The following is a 19,189-nucleotide window of genomic DNA, read 5'->3' on the forward strand; positions in this document are numbered from 1 at the left end:
CTTACTCAAGCTAATTTTTTTTACCTTTTCACTTAATTTCAAAACCAAATAAAAATGAAAATCTTATTACTTTCCGCCTACGACGCGAACAGCCATAAATATTGGCATCAATCTTTAGTCGCGAACCTACCAGAACACCAATGGACAGTGCTCACCTTAGAACCGCGCTTTTTCAGTTGGAGAATTCGAGGGAATAGCCTATCGTGGGCATTCAATAAAAGGGAAATACTGTCGGAAAAATATGACTTACTGATCGCCACCTCCATGGTCGATTTGAACGGCCTAAGAGGATTTATTCCAAGTTTAGCGTCAATACCTAACGTTCTATATTTTCATGAGAACCAATTTTCTTACCCGCTATCCTCCGAAAAAGAAAAACAGGGTCACTCTGATAATTTAGAAGCGAAGATAGTTTCTTTGTACGCAGCTTTGTGTGCAAACCTAATTTTATTCAACAGCCACTTTAATCGAGACTCGTTTTTAACGGGCGTTAAAAATTTACTCAAGCGCTTACCGGACCAAATACCAAAAGGGTTGAACGAAACACTCACTGAGAAAAGCTCTGTTTTACCAGTACCGATTAACAACTCTGCATTTCTTTTAGATCAAGAAAAACCCAGTCCAAAATTACAGATTATCTGGAACCATCGTTGGGAATATGACAAAGGACCGGAACAACTATTAACTTGCATAAAAGCGCTCCCAAAAGAATTACCTCTGGAGTTCCATATCGTAGGACAAAAATTTCGCACGCAACCTGATACATTCACCGTGATCAAAGATATATTAAAAAATAATGGCTGGCTAGGAAACTGGGGATATATTGAGGATACGTTAGCCTACCAAGCCCTGCTAATTAAAGCCGACATAGTATTTTCGACAGCACTCCATGACTTTCAAGGACTGGCGATCTTGGAAGCGGTTGCGGCTGGCTGTATCCCGATCGTTCCCGACCGATTAGCTTACCAAGAGATTTTCTCTGCTGAGTACCGCTACCTCTCTGCGCCAAACGATATTCACAAAGAAGCTGAAAGCGCGGCAACAATGTTGGTAAACCTCACACAACAATGGCTTAAAAAAGACGAAGGCGTTTTAATCAATTTTTTGCAAGCGCCCGACATATCAAGGTTTAGCTGGGGATCACTCGCAGAAAAATACCGAAAAATGATTTTAACAAGTAAAGATTCCTTTAATTCCCGCTCCAAAAAATAATTTGTTATCCCGAATTCGAACGATCATGATGAGTAACTTGCCCCAAATTTCCCACCCCTCCCCAACGACCGCCTTTATAAATACGAATCGACACACTGCGAGTTTCAGAGATCAATTCACTGCTCGCGGTATAACGCCAATAGCCGCCCAATACGTGAGCTTTATCATGTGTTGCGTGAATCACTAAGGGACGATCCGGACGCATGCGTGTGTAATCATACTCGCCCACAGTTCCACCTGCTAAGGCAACGAACTGATCTAAATTTGTAGACGTGCTTCCCGTACCTGTTTCAGCTGTAACTTCAGAAACCGACAAACGTGATTTGACACCTGCAGTAACCCAGCCGTCCATCGGTCGATTCTCTCTCGCGTTTCGCGATCGATCCCGCGGTCCGTAATTAAAAGAAACACGCGCTCGTTTGGTACCAACCGGCAACTCCTCTTCGAATGATCCTCGCCCTTTACTTAGATCATTCAGCAGCTCTTCATCACGATAGCCAAATGCCGCCAAGTAACCCTGACTACCAACACGATGTGTCATTTCTGCATCGGGATATTGATTTTTTTCATAGCCGCGCTCATGCACAAGCGTAGATACCAATTGAATAGCCCAGCGCCCATCGTTATTTGTTACCGAAAAAAGACCATCGCAATCGAGCAGTTTATTACCGTCTTTGGTATACCGCGCAAAGGACAAAGAAAATACTCCACCGACGGGGCAATAAAGATGAACGTTCACACTCTCTAATAAATCATATGAACCTTCCGCAATCTTGGAGTAGCCTTTTCCGGTTCCATTCAAGGTCGCAGGAGGGTTGGCAATAAAATCCGCTTCGGAATTAAAAATAATCGGATCAATATCTTCATAAATGGCAAATGGAAAATGAAGTGTGCGCGCAATCGCACGATGATCTCGTTGATTAAGCGCGGTGAAATATTCAACGATTAAACGTAAACCATGGGAGACAGATTCATTGAAAGAAACGGGAAAGCGCGAATCCAATTGTGCGCCGTCTTTTAATTTTCCGGGTTTCGCAAATGTCGTGCTGCCCTGATCACGCCCGCTGGCATTTTGAGCCTGAGCGCTACTCGCGCCAAAACCGGCTAGCAATCCGCCAGCAACTCCCATCGCTCCTAGCGTCCCCGCCGACTTAAACAAACGTCTTTTGTCGTTATCTACGGCCGATGGTTTTATTTCGGTTTTGTCCGGCTGAGCTACTAAATTGTTTTTTGGCGGCTGATCAGATGTATTCATATTGACTCCGTTTATTGTTATGGCTTATCGGATATCGCTTAAGTGAGCTATTTCTTGGCACTACTCTATCAGCGCTGTAATATACCGCTAATTCCTTAGCGCGACAATCTCGCTTCAGGTGCGAAATCCATTGACCAATAGAGGTTTAGAGGCAACACGCCTCAGCTTCAGAAACGTGACCAAAAATAGGTTTCAGCTAAGATAGCTTTCAAAACCTAACGATAAAAACTTTACGATAACGCTAACAAGGCCGAGAAGCACAATGATTTTTAACATGCGATTTTTTATAATTTTATGTGCGATTTTTTTTACATCTGCAATCCGCAGCCAAACCAAAAATGAAACACCGGAATCTTGGTATTTGTCTGGCCAGCAAGAACTACAAAAAATATTGAACACTCAAGAAAATACCAATCGAGCAAAAAATATTATTTTGTTTATTGGCGACGGCATGGGCGTATCAACGGTAACCGCAAGTAGAATATACGACGGCCAAAGTAAGGGGCTTGCTGGCGAAGAAAACCTTCTTGAATTCGAAAAGCTTCCCGCCCTCGCGCTATCTAAAACCTATAATACGAACCAACAAACTCCCGACTCCGCTGGCACAATGACCGCAATGGTCACCGGCATAAAAAGCAAAGCGGGGTTTATCTCAGTAAACCAAAAAGCTGAACGTGGTAACTGTGAATCAGCAAGCGAAAATTTCATTCCCACATTTTTAGAACAAGTTGAAGAAATGGGCATGTCAACCGGGATCGTAACAACGGCAAGACTAACCCACGCAACTCCCGCAGCAACTTACGCCCATGTTCCCGAACGAGACTGGGAGGGTGACAACGAAATGCCGATTGGCTTAGACCCAAACCTTTGTAAAGATATCGCCCGACAGTTAATCGAGTTCGACAAAGGCGACGGCATCGACGTCGCGCTAGGCGGTGGTCGCCAGTATTTTTTACCAGAAGCAAATAGTGGTTCATCGAACTCGAGAAATGGACGTAGAAAAGACGGAAGAAATTTACCACAAGAATGGCTTAGCAATTATTCAAACGCGGCCTACGTAGAAAATCGTCAACAGCTTGATAATGTCGACACAAAAAATACTCATCATTTATTAGGCCTGTTTAGCGATTCCCATATGTCTTATCACGCGGATAGAAAAGATGCCAACGCTCAGCAACCCTCTCTCGAACAAATGACGAGAAAAGCTTTAGATATTTTACAGAAAAATCCAAAGGGATTTTTTTTAATGGTCGAAGCGGGAAGAATTGATCACGGACATCACGCCGGAAATGCTTACCGCGCTTTGGATGATACACAAGAATTATCAAATGCTGTGAAAGTTGCTCGCGATATGACTAGCGACAAAGATACATTAATTATTGTTACTGCCGATCACAGCCACACCCTTACTATGGCTGGCTATCCAACACGAGGAAATCCAATACTGGGTAAAGTCATTGGCAATGACGAAAAAGGCAACCCTGAGAACTCGCCCACCCTTGCAGGTGATGAACAGCCTTACACGACCTTAGGATATAGAAATGGTCGCGGTTTCGCCGTAGAACACGGTGGTGACAGACGTTATACCAGCGCTGCCAACACGGGTCGTCATGATTTAGACGAGGTTGACACGGAAGACCAAGACTTTCACCAAGAAGCCTTAATACCGCTCACAAATGAGAGTCATGCTGGTGAAGATGTTGCCATATATGCGGGTGGACCTTGGTCACATTTATTTCAACACACCCACGAGCAGCATTATATCTATCATGTAATGCGACACGCGGCACAATTAGACAAAGCCCGATAAAAACAACTACGAAATTATTAATTATTACAGTAAGGTCTTTCAAATAGCTCAACAAACTATTAAGAAAAACTTTAGACTTTGCATTTAATTATTAGGCAACAACGTAACTAGCGGATAGAAATGTGACAACAGTACACCTCGTTCGACACGGACAAACTAATTGGAATTTAGAACGTAGAATTCAAGGTCAAACCGATTCCTTTCTTACCGAGCTAGGTATACAGCAAGCTCAAAAAATTGCTAGCGAGCTAAAGAATATTCCATTTAGTCGCGCGTATTCCAGTAGCAGTATTAGAGCTCGCGACACAGCAAATCAAATTTTGGAACATCATCAGGTACCGCTTCAACTAGATGATCAACTAAGAGAAATTCAACTTGGAGAATGGGAAGGACAACTTTACGCGGATATTGAAAAAACACACCCTGAACCTCATCAACATTTTTGGGGTGACCCGTCGCTTTTTCAATTTCCTGGTGCGGAAACTTTTTTCGAACTACAACAACGCGCGTTATCCAGCTTCAAAAAAATTGTAAGCGATAACCCGAATGAAACAATCCTGCTGGTAAGCCATGGTATTTTCATAAAGAGTATTTTGACTCATGTTGAAGGTCGCAATCTGCAAGATTTCTGGCGACCGCCCAAAATGGAAAATTGCTGTCACAGTATTATCGAGGTTTCAAACGACAGGGAATTCCTGATCAAAAAATACGCGAATCTGGAACGCTGGTAATTTTCACTTTTGCAAAGCCTGCACTCTATGTTACTTTCGGTGCTAGCGTGCATATGATTTCAAATTTGCTTTGCAGTCGATGACGCAAAACTACCTCACTTATTACGACGATAATGCTTACAGTAAACAATAATAAAATAAACCCGAGTAAAGTAAACCACCGTTAATTTGACCGAAGTAAGAGTGATTCACGATGAAACTATATTCCTTTTACCGCAGCTCCGCCGCGTACCGTGTTCGTATTGCGCTTAACTTGAAAGCACTAGATTTTGAAACTATACCCGTAAGCCTAAAAGCAGATCGTAGTGAACAACACTCTGCGCCCTATAAAGAACTAAATCCACAAGGCTTCGTCCCAACACTTGTCGATGACGGTGAAAGTTATACACAATCTAATGCAATTATTGAGTATTTGGAAGAACGCTATCCCGATATTCCCTTGCTACCCGAAACTGTCGCGGGTCGGGCCAGAGTTCGCGCGATGGCACAGTTAATTACCGCCGACATTCATCCATTAAATAATTTGCGCGTTTTAAATTATTTACGAGACGAACTCAAACAAAATCAAGATAATGTTGATAATTGGTATCGTTATTGGATAAGCAAAGGATTCTTAGCTTTAGAAGATCTCGTCACCAACTACGGCGGTGACTATAGTTATGGCAACACCATCACGTTGGCCGATGTCTGCTTAATTCCGCAAATTGCCAATGCTAATCGACTCAACACCGATCTTAGCGCGTACCCAAATCTTGTTAGGATCAACGAGGCGCTGTTACAACACCCTGCGTTCTTAGCCGCGGCACCCGAGGCCCAACCTGACGCTGAATAATTAGAATCTAATAAAAAAGCCACATTAATGTGGCTTTTTTTTATTTAAAACATTTGAATACGAACTGAAAATCAAGCGGCAGCTTCCCTTAAAACGACGGCAGGTGCGGCGGTTACGACTCTCCGACAACTGATCAAACCCAACAAACCAATCAACACTGTTCCGATAAGCGTACCTAACACCCAAATCATCAAGTGTGGCTGAACAGGCACGTCAAGAATCCAAAACTGCAAACCCAACAGCAATACTTCAGAGCCAATCACCGCCAATAAACCCGCGAAAAAACCTAATACAGAAAATTCTGTCCAGACACTGCCTAAAATTAATTGGCGACGACTGCCTAGGGCACGCAACAAACCCGCCTCTTGTAAACGCGTATCCATGCTCGCGTTAACGGCTGCTAACAAGACTAAAAGTCCGCCGACGATAACCAACCAAAGCACTAACTCTACTCCCCGACTTACTTGAGTAACAATATTGCGAATTTGCTCAAGAATTTTATCAAACTCAAATACCGTTACTGTCGGATGAGCAAGTAATAAATCATTAACAAATAATTTTTTCTCCGCCGGCAGATAAACATCCCGCCGATATACCGGAGAAAACTTATCCAAGACGCCAGGCTCCATTAGGAATAAATACCACTCAAAAGAATCGCGATTAACACTGCGAAAATTTTGGACTTGAAGATTTGCGTTGAGACCACCGATGCTAAACTGAAGCACATCTCCAATCGCGAGGCCCAGTCGTTCCGCAACTTCAACTTCAACAGAAACGCCACCAATCACTTCAACTTCATTTGCGTTTTCATTCGGGACATTCACTTTTTCTGCGCCAACAGAAAACCACTCGCCTTCTACAATCTCGTTATCCTCAGGCAGTTTATCAGTCCAACTGAAATTTAATTCGCGGCGAAGCACCCAGTTTTCCTCACGGGTTTCCTCAGAAAATGCTTCACCATTTCGCTGTGTCAATCGCCCACGTAACATCGGCGAAAACTCTCCATCAACATCGAGCTCATTCTCATCCAACATTAATTGAATTGCGTCACGTTCGCCGCCAGCAATATTAAGAAAAATATGATTCGGTGCATTTTCTGGCAACTGTAATTGCCACTCGCCAATTAAACTAGTGCGAATCACCGTCATCGCCAGCAATAACATGATCGCCGTAGAAAAAACTAAAATCTGCATCGTGCTCTGACCGGGGTTTCGCTGCAAACTGGCAAGAGCCAAACGCCAAACGCTGCCTGCGCGCATACCCAACTGCCTTCCCACTCTTAGCATCCACCAAGCAATGCAGGCGGCGATTGTTACTAACGCAGCCAAACTTAAAAACACAGAAAAAGTTAAAAACACATTGCCGCTATAAATAAAAATCAATAACAACACCGCAGCCACACCGAAACTACCTTGCGCCCATGCGCGCAAATGCTTTATTGGTAACTCGCGGCGAAGGATTTTAATCGGGGGAATCGTCGGCAGATGCCAGAGCGGCGGCAGTGCGAAAAAAAGTAAGCACACAAAACCCGTCATAACGCCGGTACCATAAGCAGAGACACTTGCGGAGCCCAGCACCACCGGGAATAATGACGCCAGCGTAGTTGTTACCAATCGTTGAATAATTTCACCTACAGCGAGTCCAACTAGAGCAGCGCAAGCAGCTAAAATAAGCAGCTGCATGACATATAGATATCGAACTTTATTTGCACCAGCGCCGAGGCTTTTCATCAACGCGACCTGATCAACGTGTCGAGCTGCAAATTGTTGTGCGGCAATTGCTATTGCAACCCCAGCAAGTAAGACACCGACAATCCCTGCCAGTAACAAGAAACGTTTACCTCGATCCAATGCGTTCGCGAGCTGCTGTTGTGAGGATTCTAAATTTAATAAACGTTGATGGTCGGTTAACTTGGGTTGCAACCATTCGAGCGTTTTATCCAGTTGCGAATTTGTGCCAGACAGCAACCACTTATAGGAAACGCGACTACCAGGCTGTATAACATTTGTTGCCAATAGATCTTGCTCATTCATCAACAGACGAGGACTTATCATCGCCATGCCGCCGCCGCGGTCAGGTTCGCTGATGATAACTTTAGTCACCGTTAAGCGTTTGTCACCCACTTGAATTTCACTACCTAGCTGTGCTTCCAACAAAGGCAGTAAACGCGAATCTACCCAAGCCTCACCTGGCGCGGGAATCCCTTCAGCAATAGAAATGTCTTTATCGGCAACGGCAAAGGGAACTTCACTTACCAATAAATCGCCGAGCAGTGGGTATTTTTGGGTAACGGCTTTCACTGAAGCCAAGTTCATGGTGTCCGATGAAAACACCATGGAGATAAATTCCACCGCACGTGCTTGTTCGACACCAAATTGCTCCGCCTCAACAAACCAACGCTCCGAAATATTTTGTGAACTCTCAACGACTTGATCTGCACCAAGAAACGCGGCGCTTTCTTTTACCAGCGCAATCTCTAAACGATTGGTAAATACACTAATCGCCGTTACTACAGCAACCGCTAACATCAATGCACTGGCAAGAATTTTAACCTCGCCACTACGCCAATTTCTCCATAACAAGCGAAACGCTAACATGAAATAAACCTATTTATGCTTGAGAAAATAACTTTAACTATTTAATTTTTTACCAGCACTAAAACACTTAGCTAAGCATTCTTATCCATCACGGAATTTATAACCTTGCCAGCTTCCAACTCAATGCGATGCTGACAACGCTGAGCGAGACGATCCTCATGGGTCACCAAGACCAGTGTTGTACCCAACTCTTTATTTAAATCAAACAACAAATCTATGACACGTAATCCCGTTGCGGAATCCAAATTACCAGTAGGTTCATCTGCAAATAAAATTTTAGGCTCGCTTGCAAAGGCCCTTGCCATTGCCACACGTTGCTGCTCACCGCCCGACAGTTGCTTGGGGTAATGATTCATGCGATTTTCTAAACCGACACGCTGTAAAAAAGCTTTACTCTTTTCCTCAGCATCCGCCTTACCATGTAATTCAAGCGGCATCATTACATTTTCGAGTGCGCTTAATCCTGGTAGCAATTGAAATGACTGAAAAACAAAACCAACATTGTCCGCTCTTACTTTCGCTCGACCTTCTTCATCCATCGAGGTTAAGTTGCAGCCGTTAAGCATTATTTCGCCGCTTGTTGGTGTATCTAAGCCCGCCAGGATTCCCAGTAAGGTCGACTTTCCCGACCCCGAGGCACCCACGATGGCAAGACTTTCACCGTCCTTAACAGCTAACGAAACGCTGTCAAGGATCACCAACTCTCCTTCACTTGTTTTAACTTTTTTGGTTACTGAATTAGCATTTATCATTTACACATCAACTCGAAAAATAAAATTAATCCCTAAAATTTGTATATTGCAACGGCATCTCAATGTCCGCTTGTTTCAACATTTGCATAACTTGCTGAAGATCATCGCGTTTTTTACCGGTCACTCGCACTTGATCGGATTGAATCTGTGCCTGTACTTTTAGTTTAGCGTCTTTGATTAGCTTAACTATTTTTTTTGCAAGCGTACTTTCTAGACCAGTCCGGACCAATATTTCTTGTTTTACTTGCTTTCCCGATGCTTGGGGCTCTGACTCGTCCAAACAAGCAATATCAATTTCACTTTTATGTAAGGTGCCTTTCAGGATATCTATCATCTGTACCAACTGAAAATCTACATCCGCTCTGAGGCTTATCTGAAAATCTTTTAGCTCAAATTTTGCATCGACTCCCTTAAAATCAAATCGCGTTGTGATCACTCGGTTTGCCTGATCAACAGCATTGGTAAGGGCGTGCTTATCGACTTCGGAAACAACGTCAAACGACGGCATACAAAAACCTCCTCTGTAAATTTGCACTAATAAAAATCATAGCAGTTTGAAAAATTGAGGCAATAATATCCACCCGAGATACCTCAATCATTACAAGTCTTTTCGCTCTCTGATAGGAGTATAACCATAGGAGTGTTTCGAATGGCGCTTATTGAGTATTGTACGAATCCAATTGCAATATGGATTACTAGTCAACATATAAACTAATTGTTATTTTTATTGGGACTAATCAAGCAACTCTCACGCTGTACGCCACTATCTTAGAATCTCGCTTTCGAGATAATTTTTTAATTTATAAAGACGCTGCCTAGCGCGAGACCACAAATCCAGAATATTATTGTTCTTGAAAAAAGTGACAGGGTTAATTTAAATTCCCGTGATGTAATATTGTCAAAACTATGCTCATTGTCTTCGACACTCAACGCACCCTCGCAATAGTAACGAATCACTTCTTCCGAGGATCGTTCAAAATCCCAGAGATAGTTTTGCCAGTTTTTAATACAGTTAGCGAAATTTCCGGTGAGCGCAAATGACAGGCCAATAGCACGAACTGCCGGCCACTCAAGCGCCCATAACCATCGAGCAGCAACATCACTATCTATTTTTTCGTTTTCTGACTCAAGGTAAAGTGCGCTTAATCGATACATCAAAGCCCCCGCCGGCCCAACTAAGATAAGCCACAACAAAACGGCGAACACCCGCTCAAAGGCTCGGTAGCACACCGCAGAAAACATCGCCCGATTTAACCCTCCCCAATCGCCTTCAGAAAACTCGTAATTATTTTGATCATAGGAGTGAGACGTCGCCGCTTCAGGATCATTTTCCGGTTCAACATATTCGCTAACTGAGATTAATCTCGCGTAACGGTTAATCGCAAGCTCCCAGTCGCCTGCTTCGCTTGCATCAAGGTAATCCAAAATCACTCGCGTAAACCTACCACGACCTAAAGAATACAAAACAACCGGCACCGCGATTAGCATCTCTAACCAAGGTGAGACATTGACGAGCAAAGCGGTGATAAAAAACAAAGCCAAAATAGGGCCAAGCAGGCAAACGGCAAAAACCAAACCTGGATAAGGTCTAAGCACTTCTAGCTCAGCAACCTTATCGCACCAACGATGGAACCATTGATCATGATGTAAAGGTACTGCAGATCCCCACCAACGGATAAGTAAATAAGCTACTAACACCGTTAAAAATATCATTTCTTACTCCCCTTCACTGATTGATGCTTAGAGCCAATTTTAATTACGCCAACAAGACCATTAAAATATATCGTTGACTGTCGTATTAGTTACTCAGTTGAAACAAATATCCCTGCTGAGTTAATTATCTAAAGCAAGCAGATATTGATCCCAATCAAAAGCCTCACCTGGATCAGTTTTCCGATCGGGAGCAATTGTATTGTGACCAACAATATGTTGTTTATTTAATGCTGGAAAAGTTTTCATTAACACTTTGGTAACAGCTATCAAACTTCGATATTGACACTCAGAGTAGGCTTGATCATCAACGCCTTCCAACTCAATCCCTATCGAAAAATCATTACATGCCTCACGACCATAAAAATTCGACCGACCCGCATGCCAAGCGCGCTTATCAAAAGCCACAAACTGAGTCACCACACCCTGGCGATCAATTAGCAAATGTGAAGACACTTTAAGATCGATAAGGTTTTCAAAATAAGGATGTTTTTGGCAATCTAAGGTATTACAAAAAAAACGTTGCACATCACCCCCTCCGTATTCACCGGGGGGCAAACTAATGTTGTGAATAACCAACAAATCAACATCACAACCCAGAGGCCGTGAGTCAAAATTAGGAGATGGGATTATTTCAGCAGGCTGGAGCCAGCCATTCACAACTTGGAAATTCACTAGGCAGAACCCATGCACTCATCCGAGATCGAAATTCTCGGGGATTATTGCATAGCTAGTGAAAGAGGGATAGCTCGGCTTGAGGTCTGAACTCTACAATTAGCGAATTAGAGCAGCTGTCAATCGAAGGCTTTTGCCTAAAGCCCTCGATTGGTTCTTGGTAAATTTAACAAGATAGAAGTTAACTAGGCTTGCGTGAAGCGCGCAGATTGCCAATAACGGATTCGAGCGCTCGATCGAATAACATAGTGTCGTCGAGTAAGCGCAAATTTCCATCTTTCATCGCAAGAGCCAAACTTTCTTTGCTTTTCTCAGCTACCTTCATACCATTGCGATTAACGAATATATAAACACCAGTCGCCTTAATTATTGCCGCTAAACGACAGCGGAAATTTTTACCGCCATTTTCAGACATTTCAAACCATGTCCCTTGAGTGAGTTTACTGACCAGGGCGAAATAGCTCTCATCAATATTCGCAATAGCCGCTGAGGTATTAGGCTTTGACAGATTTGTCGCTTTTGGCGCAACCGGGGCTGCGCTAATAGCCGCCTTTGGTTTTTGCTCTAGCTTATCTGACGCGGGTTTAATTGATGATTCTACCTTTGCTGCTGACGTCGGAGCTTCCGAGGTCTTAGAAGCATCCGTCACGGGCGTTTTTGTTGCTGCTGTTTTCGCTTCTGTTTTAACTTCAGCAACGTCTGCCTTGGAGGTTTCAGACGCTGACCTTTTCGACTCCATTGAATCAACAGCAGCATTTTTTGCTACCTGCAAACGGTGCATGTGCAACTTTTCTAACTGATTTAGTAATTGCGTTAGGTCAAACGGGTTGTAGGAGATTTTTTCTAAGCCAGCGCGAATTCGTTTAACTAAATCGGGAATCATCCCCAGCAATTTTTGCCGCCCCGGCTGGTCGAGTGTTACGGTTGCACTCCACACTAAATCTTCCGCAGTTTGCAAGGCACGCTGCCATGAGTCACTTTTCGGACCATCTCGTAAACAGATAAGAAATAGAACGTTGCTCCAGGCCTCATCAAGTATTTTTTGGATCTCGGCCGGCAATTCTTTACCGTCTATTTTTTCTTGCAACGCCGCATTAACCTGGTGCCTAGCGCTCTCGGCTTTAGCTTTGCCATCTTCCGCATCAATTGTACGCTGCTCTAGTATCGATGCACGCTTGCGCTCTTTATCGATAAACGAAACGAAATCTGCAAGAATTTCAGAAAAAATTGACACGTCTGTTTCGAACTCACTCAACAAGGTGTGTACGATATTATTTATTTTTTGATATAAAGCGTCAGAGGGAATCCCTTCTTCGTTTTTCGCATCTTCTTGCCAACCTAGGCAAGCCGTTGCCATTTCGTTTAATAAGCGACGTGCGGGATGCCCACCCTTGTTGAAAAAAGATTTATCAACTATCGCCACTTTGAGAATAGGTATTTGTAAACGCCCAATTAAAGCCTTCATTGGCTCCGCAAGATTTCGGTCATCAAGAATGTAATCGAATAACATTTTGACGAGGTTCATCACGTCGGATTCTAATTCACCGACTTTTCGTGGGCCATATTGGTTTTGGATAACTTGTGAAAGAAGCGCTCCAACATCAGTTTGCAAAGAAGAGATCGACGTCACCTGGGGATTACTTCCCCACGTGTTCGTTTGTTGTGTCTGCAATTGAGACAACGCACCTAACAATTCATCATTAGCTAAGAAACCGTTGACGACTTGTCCGGCGCCACCCTGCCCCGTTGAGCCTTGAGTAGCAGCATTCGCTTGAGTGCCCGAATGATTGCCAACCGCTCCATTGCTTTGGCCTACAGGCACTTGCCCTTGCGGCATTCCACCACCAGCATTGCCGTAAGAAGTACCGCCTTGATGTGAAGAACCCAGTTGCCCGCCACCTTGCTGGACATTACCTTGATGCGCGGGGCCTTGCTGATATCCGTTACCGCCTTGCTGGTTACCATTTTGATAATTTCCAGGAACTGCATGAACTGGATTACCCTGTCCTTGCCCATTGGGTCGGCCAGAGTTTTGATGAGGTCGGCTATGCTTTAAGGACGGAAGAATATTTTGTTCGATTAACAAGGTATTTAATGTTTCATAAACCGTATGCAATTCACTAACCACGTACTTATCGAACAACTTAAATAAAACCAATTTCGCTTTAATATCGGCATCAAGTTGTTGCGTGGTTTTTACGAAAGACTCGCAGACGACAGCAGGACCGACAGGATTATTCTTTTGATAAACTTTTTGCGGTACCAGGCTATCTATTCTCAAGGAAAGGTATTGTAGGCTTTCACCACAGAACTCATTCGATTTAGAGACCATCGAATCGACCGCAACCAATTCCTCTAATTCGTCATGCTCAACAAGACTTAAACCATCTTCAGAAATATCAACACTATCAAAATACTCTTCAGTGCTTGGCGCAGCTTCATTGATGAGGGCCATAAACGCATTATCAATTTCATCAGCAAACTGGGCTTCCATTTGCCGGCGACGAATACGTACTTCTCGCATTGAATCAAAATATAAGTTTTGGTCTTGGTTATTGGTAGCCTTATCAGCTAACTCGAACAAAGCGTCATCAGCGTTATCAAATAATGACCTTAAGGACTTCAACAGGCATTGCTTACCTTTTTCTTGAACCTGATGGACTGGCGCAGGCAATCTTGCCAACTTCGCTCGATCACCCGCTTTCATAGAATTCTTGGCCTTAATAGGAACCACCTTCGCACCTGGCTGCATGGTGACAACTCTCCTAACAATCGTTCAGTTCAGTAACCGTACCGGAGCAAAAACCATCGTGGTCTGTTACCCTGGATTCCACCTGTGGTGTTCTGCGACAAGCGCTAATTACCTCAGGAGTTAGCTCTAACATCACTGTTGTGAGCAATTGCATTCAGTATATATGTGGCTTTCAAGACGCTACTGGCAAAATGTCAGAATCGAGAAGCTATTCACAAAAAGGAATAACAAAATTAGTTTTTTATTCACTTTATATTCAAATTTAATTGATCTTTACACTTTCTAATATCAATACTGAGTAACGATAACGATAGCTCACAAAAAGGATGGTTGACTGAAATGACGAATACCCCGCCAGGAAAATCACTCGGACGCGGAATGCTAACGATCGGCTGGATACTAGTCTTAGGAATTTTAGCAATGATATTTGCGCGTTGGGAAAGGCACCAGATCAATCCCAACCAGGAGTTTTTTGCCAATGAGACTGGAGCAGTTCGCGAAATCGTGCTTGAAGCTAATCGCTACCACCATTACCTTGCCTCTGGGACGATTAACGGCAAGCAAGTGACCTTCTTACTTGATACAGGTGCGACTGAAGTTGTCGTACCTAGTGAGCTCGCTGAACAACTCGGCCTTCGGGCAGGACCTCGCGGCTATGCTCAAACAGCTAACGGGACAATCGAAGTAAGAGCAACTGTGATAGACGAACTCGCGATCGGGCCAATTCGCTTTACCGACGTTCGGGCCTCAATAAATCCGGGTATGAGTGGCGATGACGAGGTTTTGTTGGGAATGAGTGCGTTGCGCCAGGTCGAGTTACTGCAAAAAGACAATCAGCTAACTTTGAGACAAAACCTACGTTAACCACCCAAACAAACAAAAATATCAACCCAGACGCAAGAGCCTGCTAGAATCCCTTCCTTTCACAATGCGCAGCGACCCCAGCACGCTTTATTTTAATCTCGAAAAACCCTAGAAACTCGGAATATCATAGAACCATGTCAACACTGCAACCCGGCACTGAATCAATTTCAAAGGAATACCCCTCCAAAGATAGTAGGCTAAAAAAAGATTTTTCCGCCGACATTCCAAACTTAAAGACAGACCGTGTGCGCGTCGTAGCTTTTGCGCTAGAAGAAGATATTGGCGAAGGCGACATCACCGCCCAACTAATACCCAAGGAGCAAAATTCTACTGCGACAATCATTACTCGGGAAGACTGCGTAATCTGTGGTATTGATTGGGTTAACGAAGTATTCAAACAATTGGATGCGGACGTTGAGATTAATTGGAAGGTTGCCGATGGCGATTTCGCTAAAGCAAACTCAGAACTGTGTCAGTTAAAAGGCAACAGTAGAAGCTTATTAACCGGCGAACGAACAGCACTGAATTTTTTGCAACTATTATCCGGCACAGCAACCACGAGCCGCCAATTTTCAGAATCTGTAAAAGGTACAGACGTAAAAATACTCGATACACGAAAAACAATTCCGGGACTGCGAAGCGCACAAAAATACGCAGTGCGGTGCGGCGGCTGCCACAATCACCGTATTGGCTTATACGATGCATTTTTAATTAAAGAAAACCATATTGCCGCATGCGATGGCATTACGAATGCAATTAAAACCGCTAGAACACAAAACCCAGGGAAAACCGTCGAAGTGGAAGTTGAGAATTTGGAAGAATTAATGGAAGCTCTCGCCGCAAAAGCAGATGTCATAATGCTTGATAATTTTTCCGACGAAGAATTACAGAAAAGCTCTTTATTAGAAAAAGGATATTCGAAATTTGAGTCGTCAGGAAATTTACAAATTAAAGAAGTGTCTGACCGACTTTCGGGTATTGCGGATTACGCATCATTTGGCTCGTTAACAAAAAACCTTACTGCAATAGACCTGTCCATGAAGATAAATGTTAAATCCTGAGCAACTCGATAAAACTGAGCGAGACTGCTTACTCCAACATCCAGCCATCATTTTATACAGCAAAAGTTAAAACTAGTAGCGTCCGCCGTTTGAGAAAAACATCAAAAACCCAACGGCGCAAAATTAGCCATAGCGGTTTTCGAAAATCTCAAAAAATATCTAGCTCGGATAGCATTCAATAATGCCAAAGGTTTGTGAATGAAGACATCTCACGGTAGAGAAGATTGTGTTCTAAAAAAGGGGGCACAAGATTTTCCGTTTGGATGAGCCGCGATATAAATACTCCTTTAGACTTGACCAAAACACTATTAGTGAAGTCTTTTTCTGGAATCAAATAGGTTATAGCCTTAGCCACAAAAAAAGCCCCAATGACTCTCGTCAATGGGGCTTTTTTTAAATCAAATACTTCCTTAACAAACATTCGCTCCTACACAGGTGCCCGTTTTAGCCCATGTGACGGCGCCATTAGCGAAGGTCGGAGTCATAATATAAGTCTCACCATTTAACCCTAGCGCACTAACAGCAGTAGCTGTGATAACTCCATTTGTGGTTGTCATAGTAGCAGTGTAAGTGGTCGCAGCTGGCAACGCAGCAATAGACCAACCTGAACCAGTTGCACCGTCAGTACAACCTGTGACTGTGCCTAAATCTTGAGCGCAGATTTCAACAGCGGTTTTAAGACCAGAAGTGCCAATCACAACCTCACTAAACTTCGCTCGCTTAGTATAATCCTGGTAGGCTGGCAGAGCGACTGCAGCCAAAATGCCGATAATTGCTACCACAATCATTAATTCGATCAAGGTAAATCCACTTTGTTTTTTCATAGATGCTTTCATTACAGTTAACTCCAATAGCGTTGTTTAAATTAACACACCAGAGGGTTCGCAATGATTTCCTTCTGGCACTTGTGAGTATTGAGCAACAAGCGGGCCAACTATGGAACACCCCTGAAATACCTTAACTTTTCTAATCTGAGCCTAAATAATCGATTATTCTTCTGACATTTTTTGTCAGAATCTTCCAATTTCAGGGAATTTGCATCAGTAAATAGTATTAGCTTTTCAATTTGACCGTCTATACTATACTTTCACTAACTTCGGCGGTTAAGAATTGACTAAAAACTATAATTTACATAGTGTTAGCGACAAAAGTTAATTCAGGATATAGACCAGTCGAAATTCGGCTTAATATTTAGGCTTAATCAATGAACTCAAACACAGCGGTAATCAGCGGCTTGGCGAGACGCCTCATAAACGATGGCCTAATTGATGAATCGACGGCGCTCGACGTCCTTAAACAATCCGCGCAGAACAAGACGCCTTTTGCCTTGCAGCTTGTCAGCTCCACGGACCTTGACTCAAAAAGCATAGCAACTGCTGCATCCGAAGAATTCGGAACTCCTATTATTGATCTCGATTCATTTAACGTGCTGAGTATTCCCACAGGGATTGTTGACCAGAAGCTAATAAAAAAACATCAAGCCCTACCTTTATTTAAGCGCGGCAATCGCTTGTTTGTAGCCGTTTCAGACCCCACCAACCTCCACGCCCTAGATGAAATTAAATTTAATACGGGCAAAACCACTGAAGCGATTCTAGTTGAAGCTGACAAACTTCAGGCGGCTATTGAAGCGTATTTTAATCGACAAGAAGAATCCATCGGTGACGCACTTGGTGGACTAGACGAAGACTCACTTGATGATTTAGATATTCAGGCCGTGGATGAAGATGGCCCTAGTGATGATGGTGATGGTGCAGAAGTCGATGAGGCACCAATCGTTCGCTTTATTAACAAAGTTCTTTTAGACGCAATTAAAGGTGGCGCATCCGATATTCACTTTGAACCCTATGAAAAGTCATATCGAGTTCGATTTAGAACCGATGGAATATTACAAGAAATGACGCGCCCACCTCAAAATCTAGGAACTCGATTAGCGGCCCGCTTAAAAGTTATGTCTCAGATGGATATTTCAGAACGCAGGCTTCCTCAGGATGGCCGAATCAAGATGAAAATATCCCGAAATCGCGCTATCGATTTTCGTGTTAATACTCTACCAACTTTATTTGGTGAAAAAGTAGTGTTGCGTATTCTCGATCCAAGTTCCGCGAAACTCGGAATTGATGCACTTGGGTATGAAGAAGACCAAAAGAAACTTTTTATGGATGCCCTCCAACAACCTCAAGGAATGATATTAGTAACGGGGCCAACAGGTAGTGGTAAAACCGTTTCTTTATATACTGGCCTAAACATCTTAAATACCAGCGAAAGGAACATCTCCACCGCGGAAGATCCAGTAGAAATAAACCTAGAGGGCATCAACCAGGTACAAATGAACAACAAGGTTGGCCTAACTTTTGCTGAAGCCTTAAGGTCTTTTTTGCGACAGGATCCAGATGTCATCATGGTTGGTGAGATACGCGACCTAGAAACTGCTGAGATTGGTATAAAGGCTGCGCAAACAGGTCACATGGTTCTTTCAACATTACATACTAATAGCGCTCCAGAGACGCTGACACGATTGTTAAATATGGGAGTACCTGCATTCAACGTGGCGACCACAGTGAGCTTGATTATTGCTCAACGATTGGCACGAAGACTGTGTAATAGCTGTAAAAAACCCGCAACAGATATACCGGAAGAAATACTCAAGGAAGAAGGGTTCGATAACATTGGCATTCCCCGGGAAGAAATAGAACTATTTCACCCTGGTGGATGTTCTCAGTGCACAAATGGATATAAAGGCCGAGTGGGCGTGTATGAAGTAGTTCGCATTACGCCCAAGATATCCAGCCTTATAATGGAAGGCGGTACTTCGATTAAAATTGCGGAGTTAGCGAAAGAAGAAGGTTTTAGAAATTTAAGGGTGTCGGCTCTACGAAAAGCGGCGAGCGGCTTAACCAGTCTTGAAGAAGCGAATCGGGTAACAAAGGATTAAGAA

15 protein-coding genes are annotated in these 19,189 nt (G+C 43.4%); 7 read left to right on the forward strand and 8 right to left on the reverse strand.

Annotated features, from left to right (window positions below):
- Positions 1–54: 54 nt before the first annotated feature.
- Positions 55–1,212 (forward strand): tRNA-queuosine alpha-mannosyltransferase domain-containing protein, encoded by a 1,158-nt coding sequence (locus tag ACYUCY_RS10390; protein WP_460226418.1) that lies wholly within the window; start codon positions 55–57, stop codon positions 1,210–1,212.
- 4 nt (positions 1,213–1,216) lie between these two features.
- On the opposite strand, the gene ACYUCY_RS10395 is transcribed toward ACYUCY_RS10390, so the two are convergent.
- The gene (locus ACYUCY_RS10395; protein WP_460226419.1) at positions 1,217–2,467 is read right to left on the reverse strand and encodes a hypothetical protein; all 1,251 of its coding nucleotides are present in this window, start codon (positions 2,465–2,467) and stop codon (positions 1,217–1,219) included.
- 274 nt (positions 2,468–2,741) lie between these two features.
- Between ACYUCY_RS10395 and ACYUCY_RS10400 the strand changes: the two genes are divergently transcribed.
- The 3 genes from ACYUCY_RS10400 (at position 2,742) to maiA (ending at position 5,840) form a co-directional block, all read left to right on the forward strand.
- Positions 2,742–4,277, forward strand: coding sequence for an alkaline phosphatase (locus tag ACYUCY_RS10400; protein WP_460226420.1), 1,536 nt, complete (start codon positions 2,742–2,744; stop codon positions 4,275–4,277).
- A gap of 122 nt (positions 4,278–4,399) precedes the next feature.
- Positions 4,400–5,008 (forward strand): histidine phosphatase family protein, encoded by a 609-nt coding sequence (locus ACYUCY_RS10405; protein ID WP_460226421.1) that lies wholly within the window; start codon positions 4,400–4,402, stop codon positions 5,006–5,008.
- A gap of 193 nt (positions 5,009–5,201) precedes the next feature.
- Positions 5,202–5,840, forward strand: a complete 639-nt coding sequence (gene maiA, locus ACYUCY_RS10410) for a maleylacetoacetate isomerase (protein ID WP_460226422.1) — start codon at positions 5,202–5,204, stop codon at positions 5,838–5,840.
- Between the two features lie 71 nt (positions 5,841–5,911).
- On the opposite strand, the gene ACYUCY_RS10415 is transcribed toward maiA, so the two are convergent.
- The 6 genes from ACYUCY_RS10415 to ACYUCY_RS10440 form a co-directional block, all read right to left on the reverse strand.
- Positions 5,912–8,437, reverse strand: a complete 2,526-nt coding sequence (locus ACYUCY_RS10415; RefSeq protein ID WP_460226423.1) for an ABC transporter permease — start codon at positions 8,435–8,437, stop codon at positions 5,912–5,914.
- Between the two features lie 71 nt (positions 8,438–8,508).
- On the reverse strand, positions 8,509–9,189 hold the full coding sequence (locus tag ACYUCY_RS10420; protein ID WP_460226424.1) for an ABC transporter ATP-binding protein: 681 nt from the start codon (positions 9,187–9,189) through the stop codon (positions 8,509–8,511).
- Positions 9,190–9,214: 25 nt separating this feature from the next.
- Complete coding sequence (locus ACYUCY_RS10425; RefSeq protein WP_460226425.1) at positions 9,215–9,697, reverse strand: YajQ family cyclic di-GMP-binding protein; 483 nt, start codon at positions 9,695–9,697, stop codon at positions 9,215–9,217.
- Between the two features lie 287 nt (positions 9,698–9,984).
- Positions 9,985–10,902, reverse strand: a complete 918-nt coding sequence (locus ACYUCY_RS10430; protein WP_460226426.1) for a hypothetical protein — start codon at positions 10,900–10,902, stop codon at positions 9,985–9,987.
- 120 nt (positions 10,903–11,022) lie between these two features.
- Positions 11,023–11,574: a 1,6-anhydro-N-acetylmuramyl-L-alanine amidase AmpD gene (ampD, locus tag ACYUCY_RS10435; protein WP_460226427.1), complete on the reverse strand. Its 552-nt coding sequence runs from the start codon at positions 11,572–11,574 to the stop codon at positions 11,023–11,025.
- Between the two features lie 181 nt (positions 11,575–11,755).
- Positions 11,756–14,326, reverse strand: a complete 2,571-nt coding sequence (locus ACYUCY_RS10440; RefSeq protein WP_460226428.1) for a DUF1631 domain-containing protein — start codon at positions 14,324–14,326, stop codon at positions 11,756–11,758.
- A 339-nt stretch (positions 14,327–14,665) separates the two neighbouring features.
- Between ACYUCY_RS10440 and ACYUCY_RS10445 the strand changes: the two genes are divergently transcribed.
- Positions 14,666–15,190, forward strand: coding sequence for a retropepsin-like aspartic protease family protein (locus ACYUCY_RS10445; protein ID WP_460226429.1), 525 nt, complete (start codon positions 14,666–14,668; stop codon positions 15,188–15,190).
- Positions 15,191–15,324: 134 nt separating this feature from the next.
- A complete protein-coding gene (gene nadC / locus ACYUCY_RS10450; RefSeq protein ID WP_460226430.1) occupies positions 15,325–16,251 on the forward strand; it encodes a carboxylating nicotinate-nucleotide diphosphorylase in 927 nt (308 codons plus the stop codon).
- A 410-nt stretch (positions 16,252–16,661) separates the two neighbouring features.
- Here the strand turns inward: nadC and ACYUCY_RS10455 are convergent, their stop codons facing one another.
- Positions 16,662–17,087, reverse strand: coding sequence for a pilin (locus ACYUCY_RS10455; RefSeq protein ID WP_460226431.1), 426 nt, complete (start codon positions 17,085–17,087; stop codon positions 16,662–16,664).
- Positions 17,088–17,455: 368 nt separating this feature from the next.
- Here ACYUCY_RS10455 and pilB point away from each other — a divergent pair, with 368 nt between their 5' ends.
- A complete protein-coding gene (gene pilB, locus ACYUCY_RS10460; RefSeq protein WP_460226432.1) occupies positions 17,456–19,186 on the forward strand; it encodes a type IV-A pilus assembly ATPase PilB in 1,731 nt (576 codons plus the stop codon).
- The last annotated feature ends 3 nt before the right edge of the window (positions 19,187–19,189 follow it).

This window comes from Aurantivibrio infirmus, assembly GCF_054767315.1.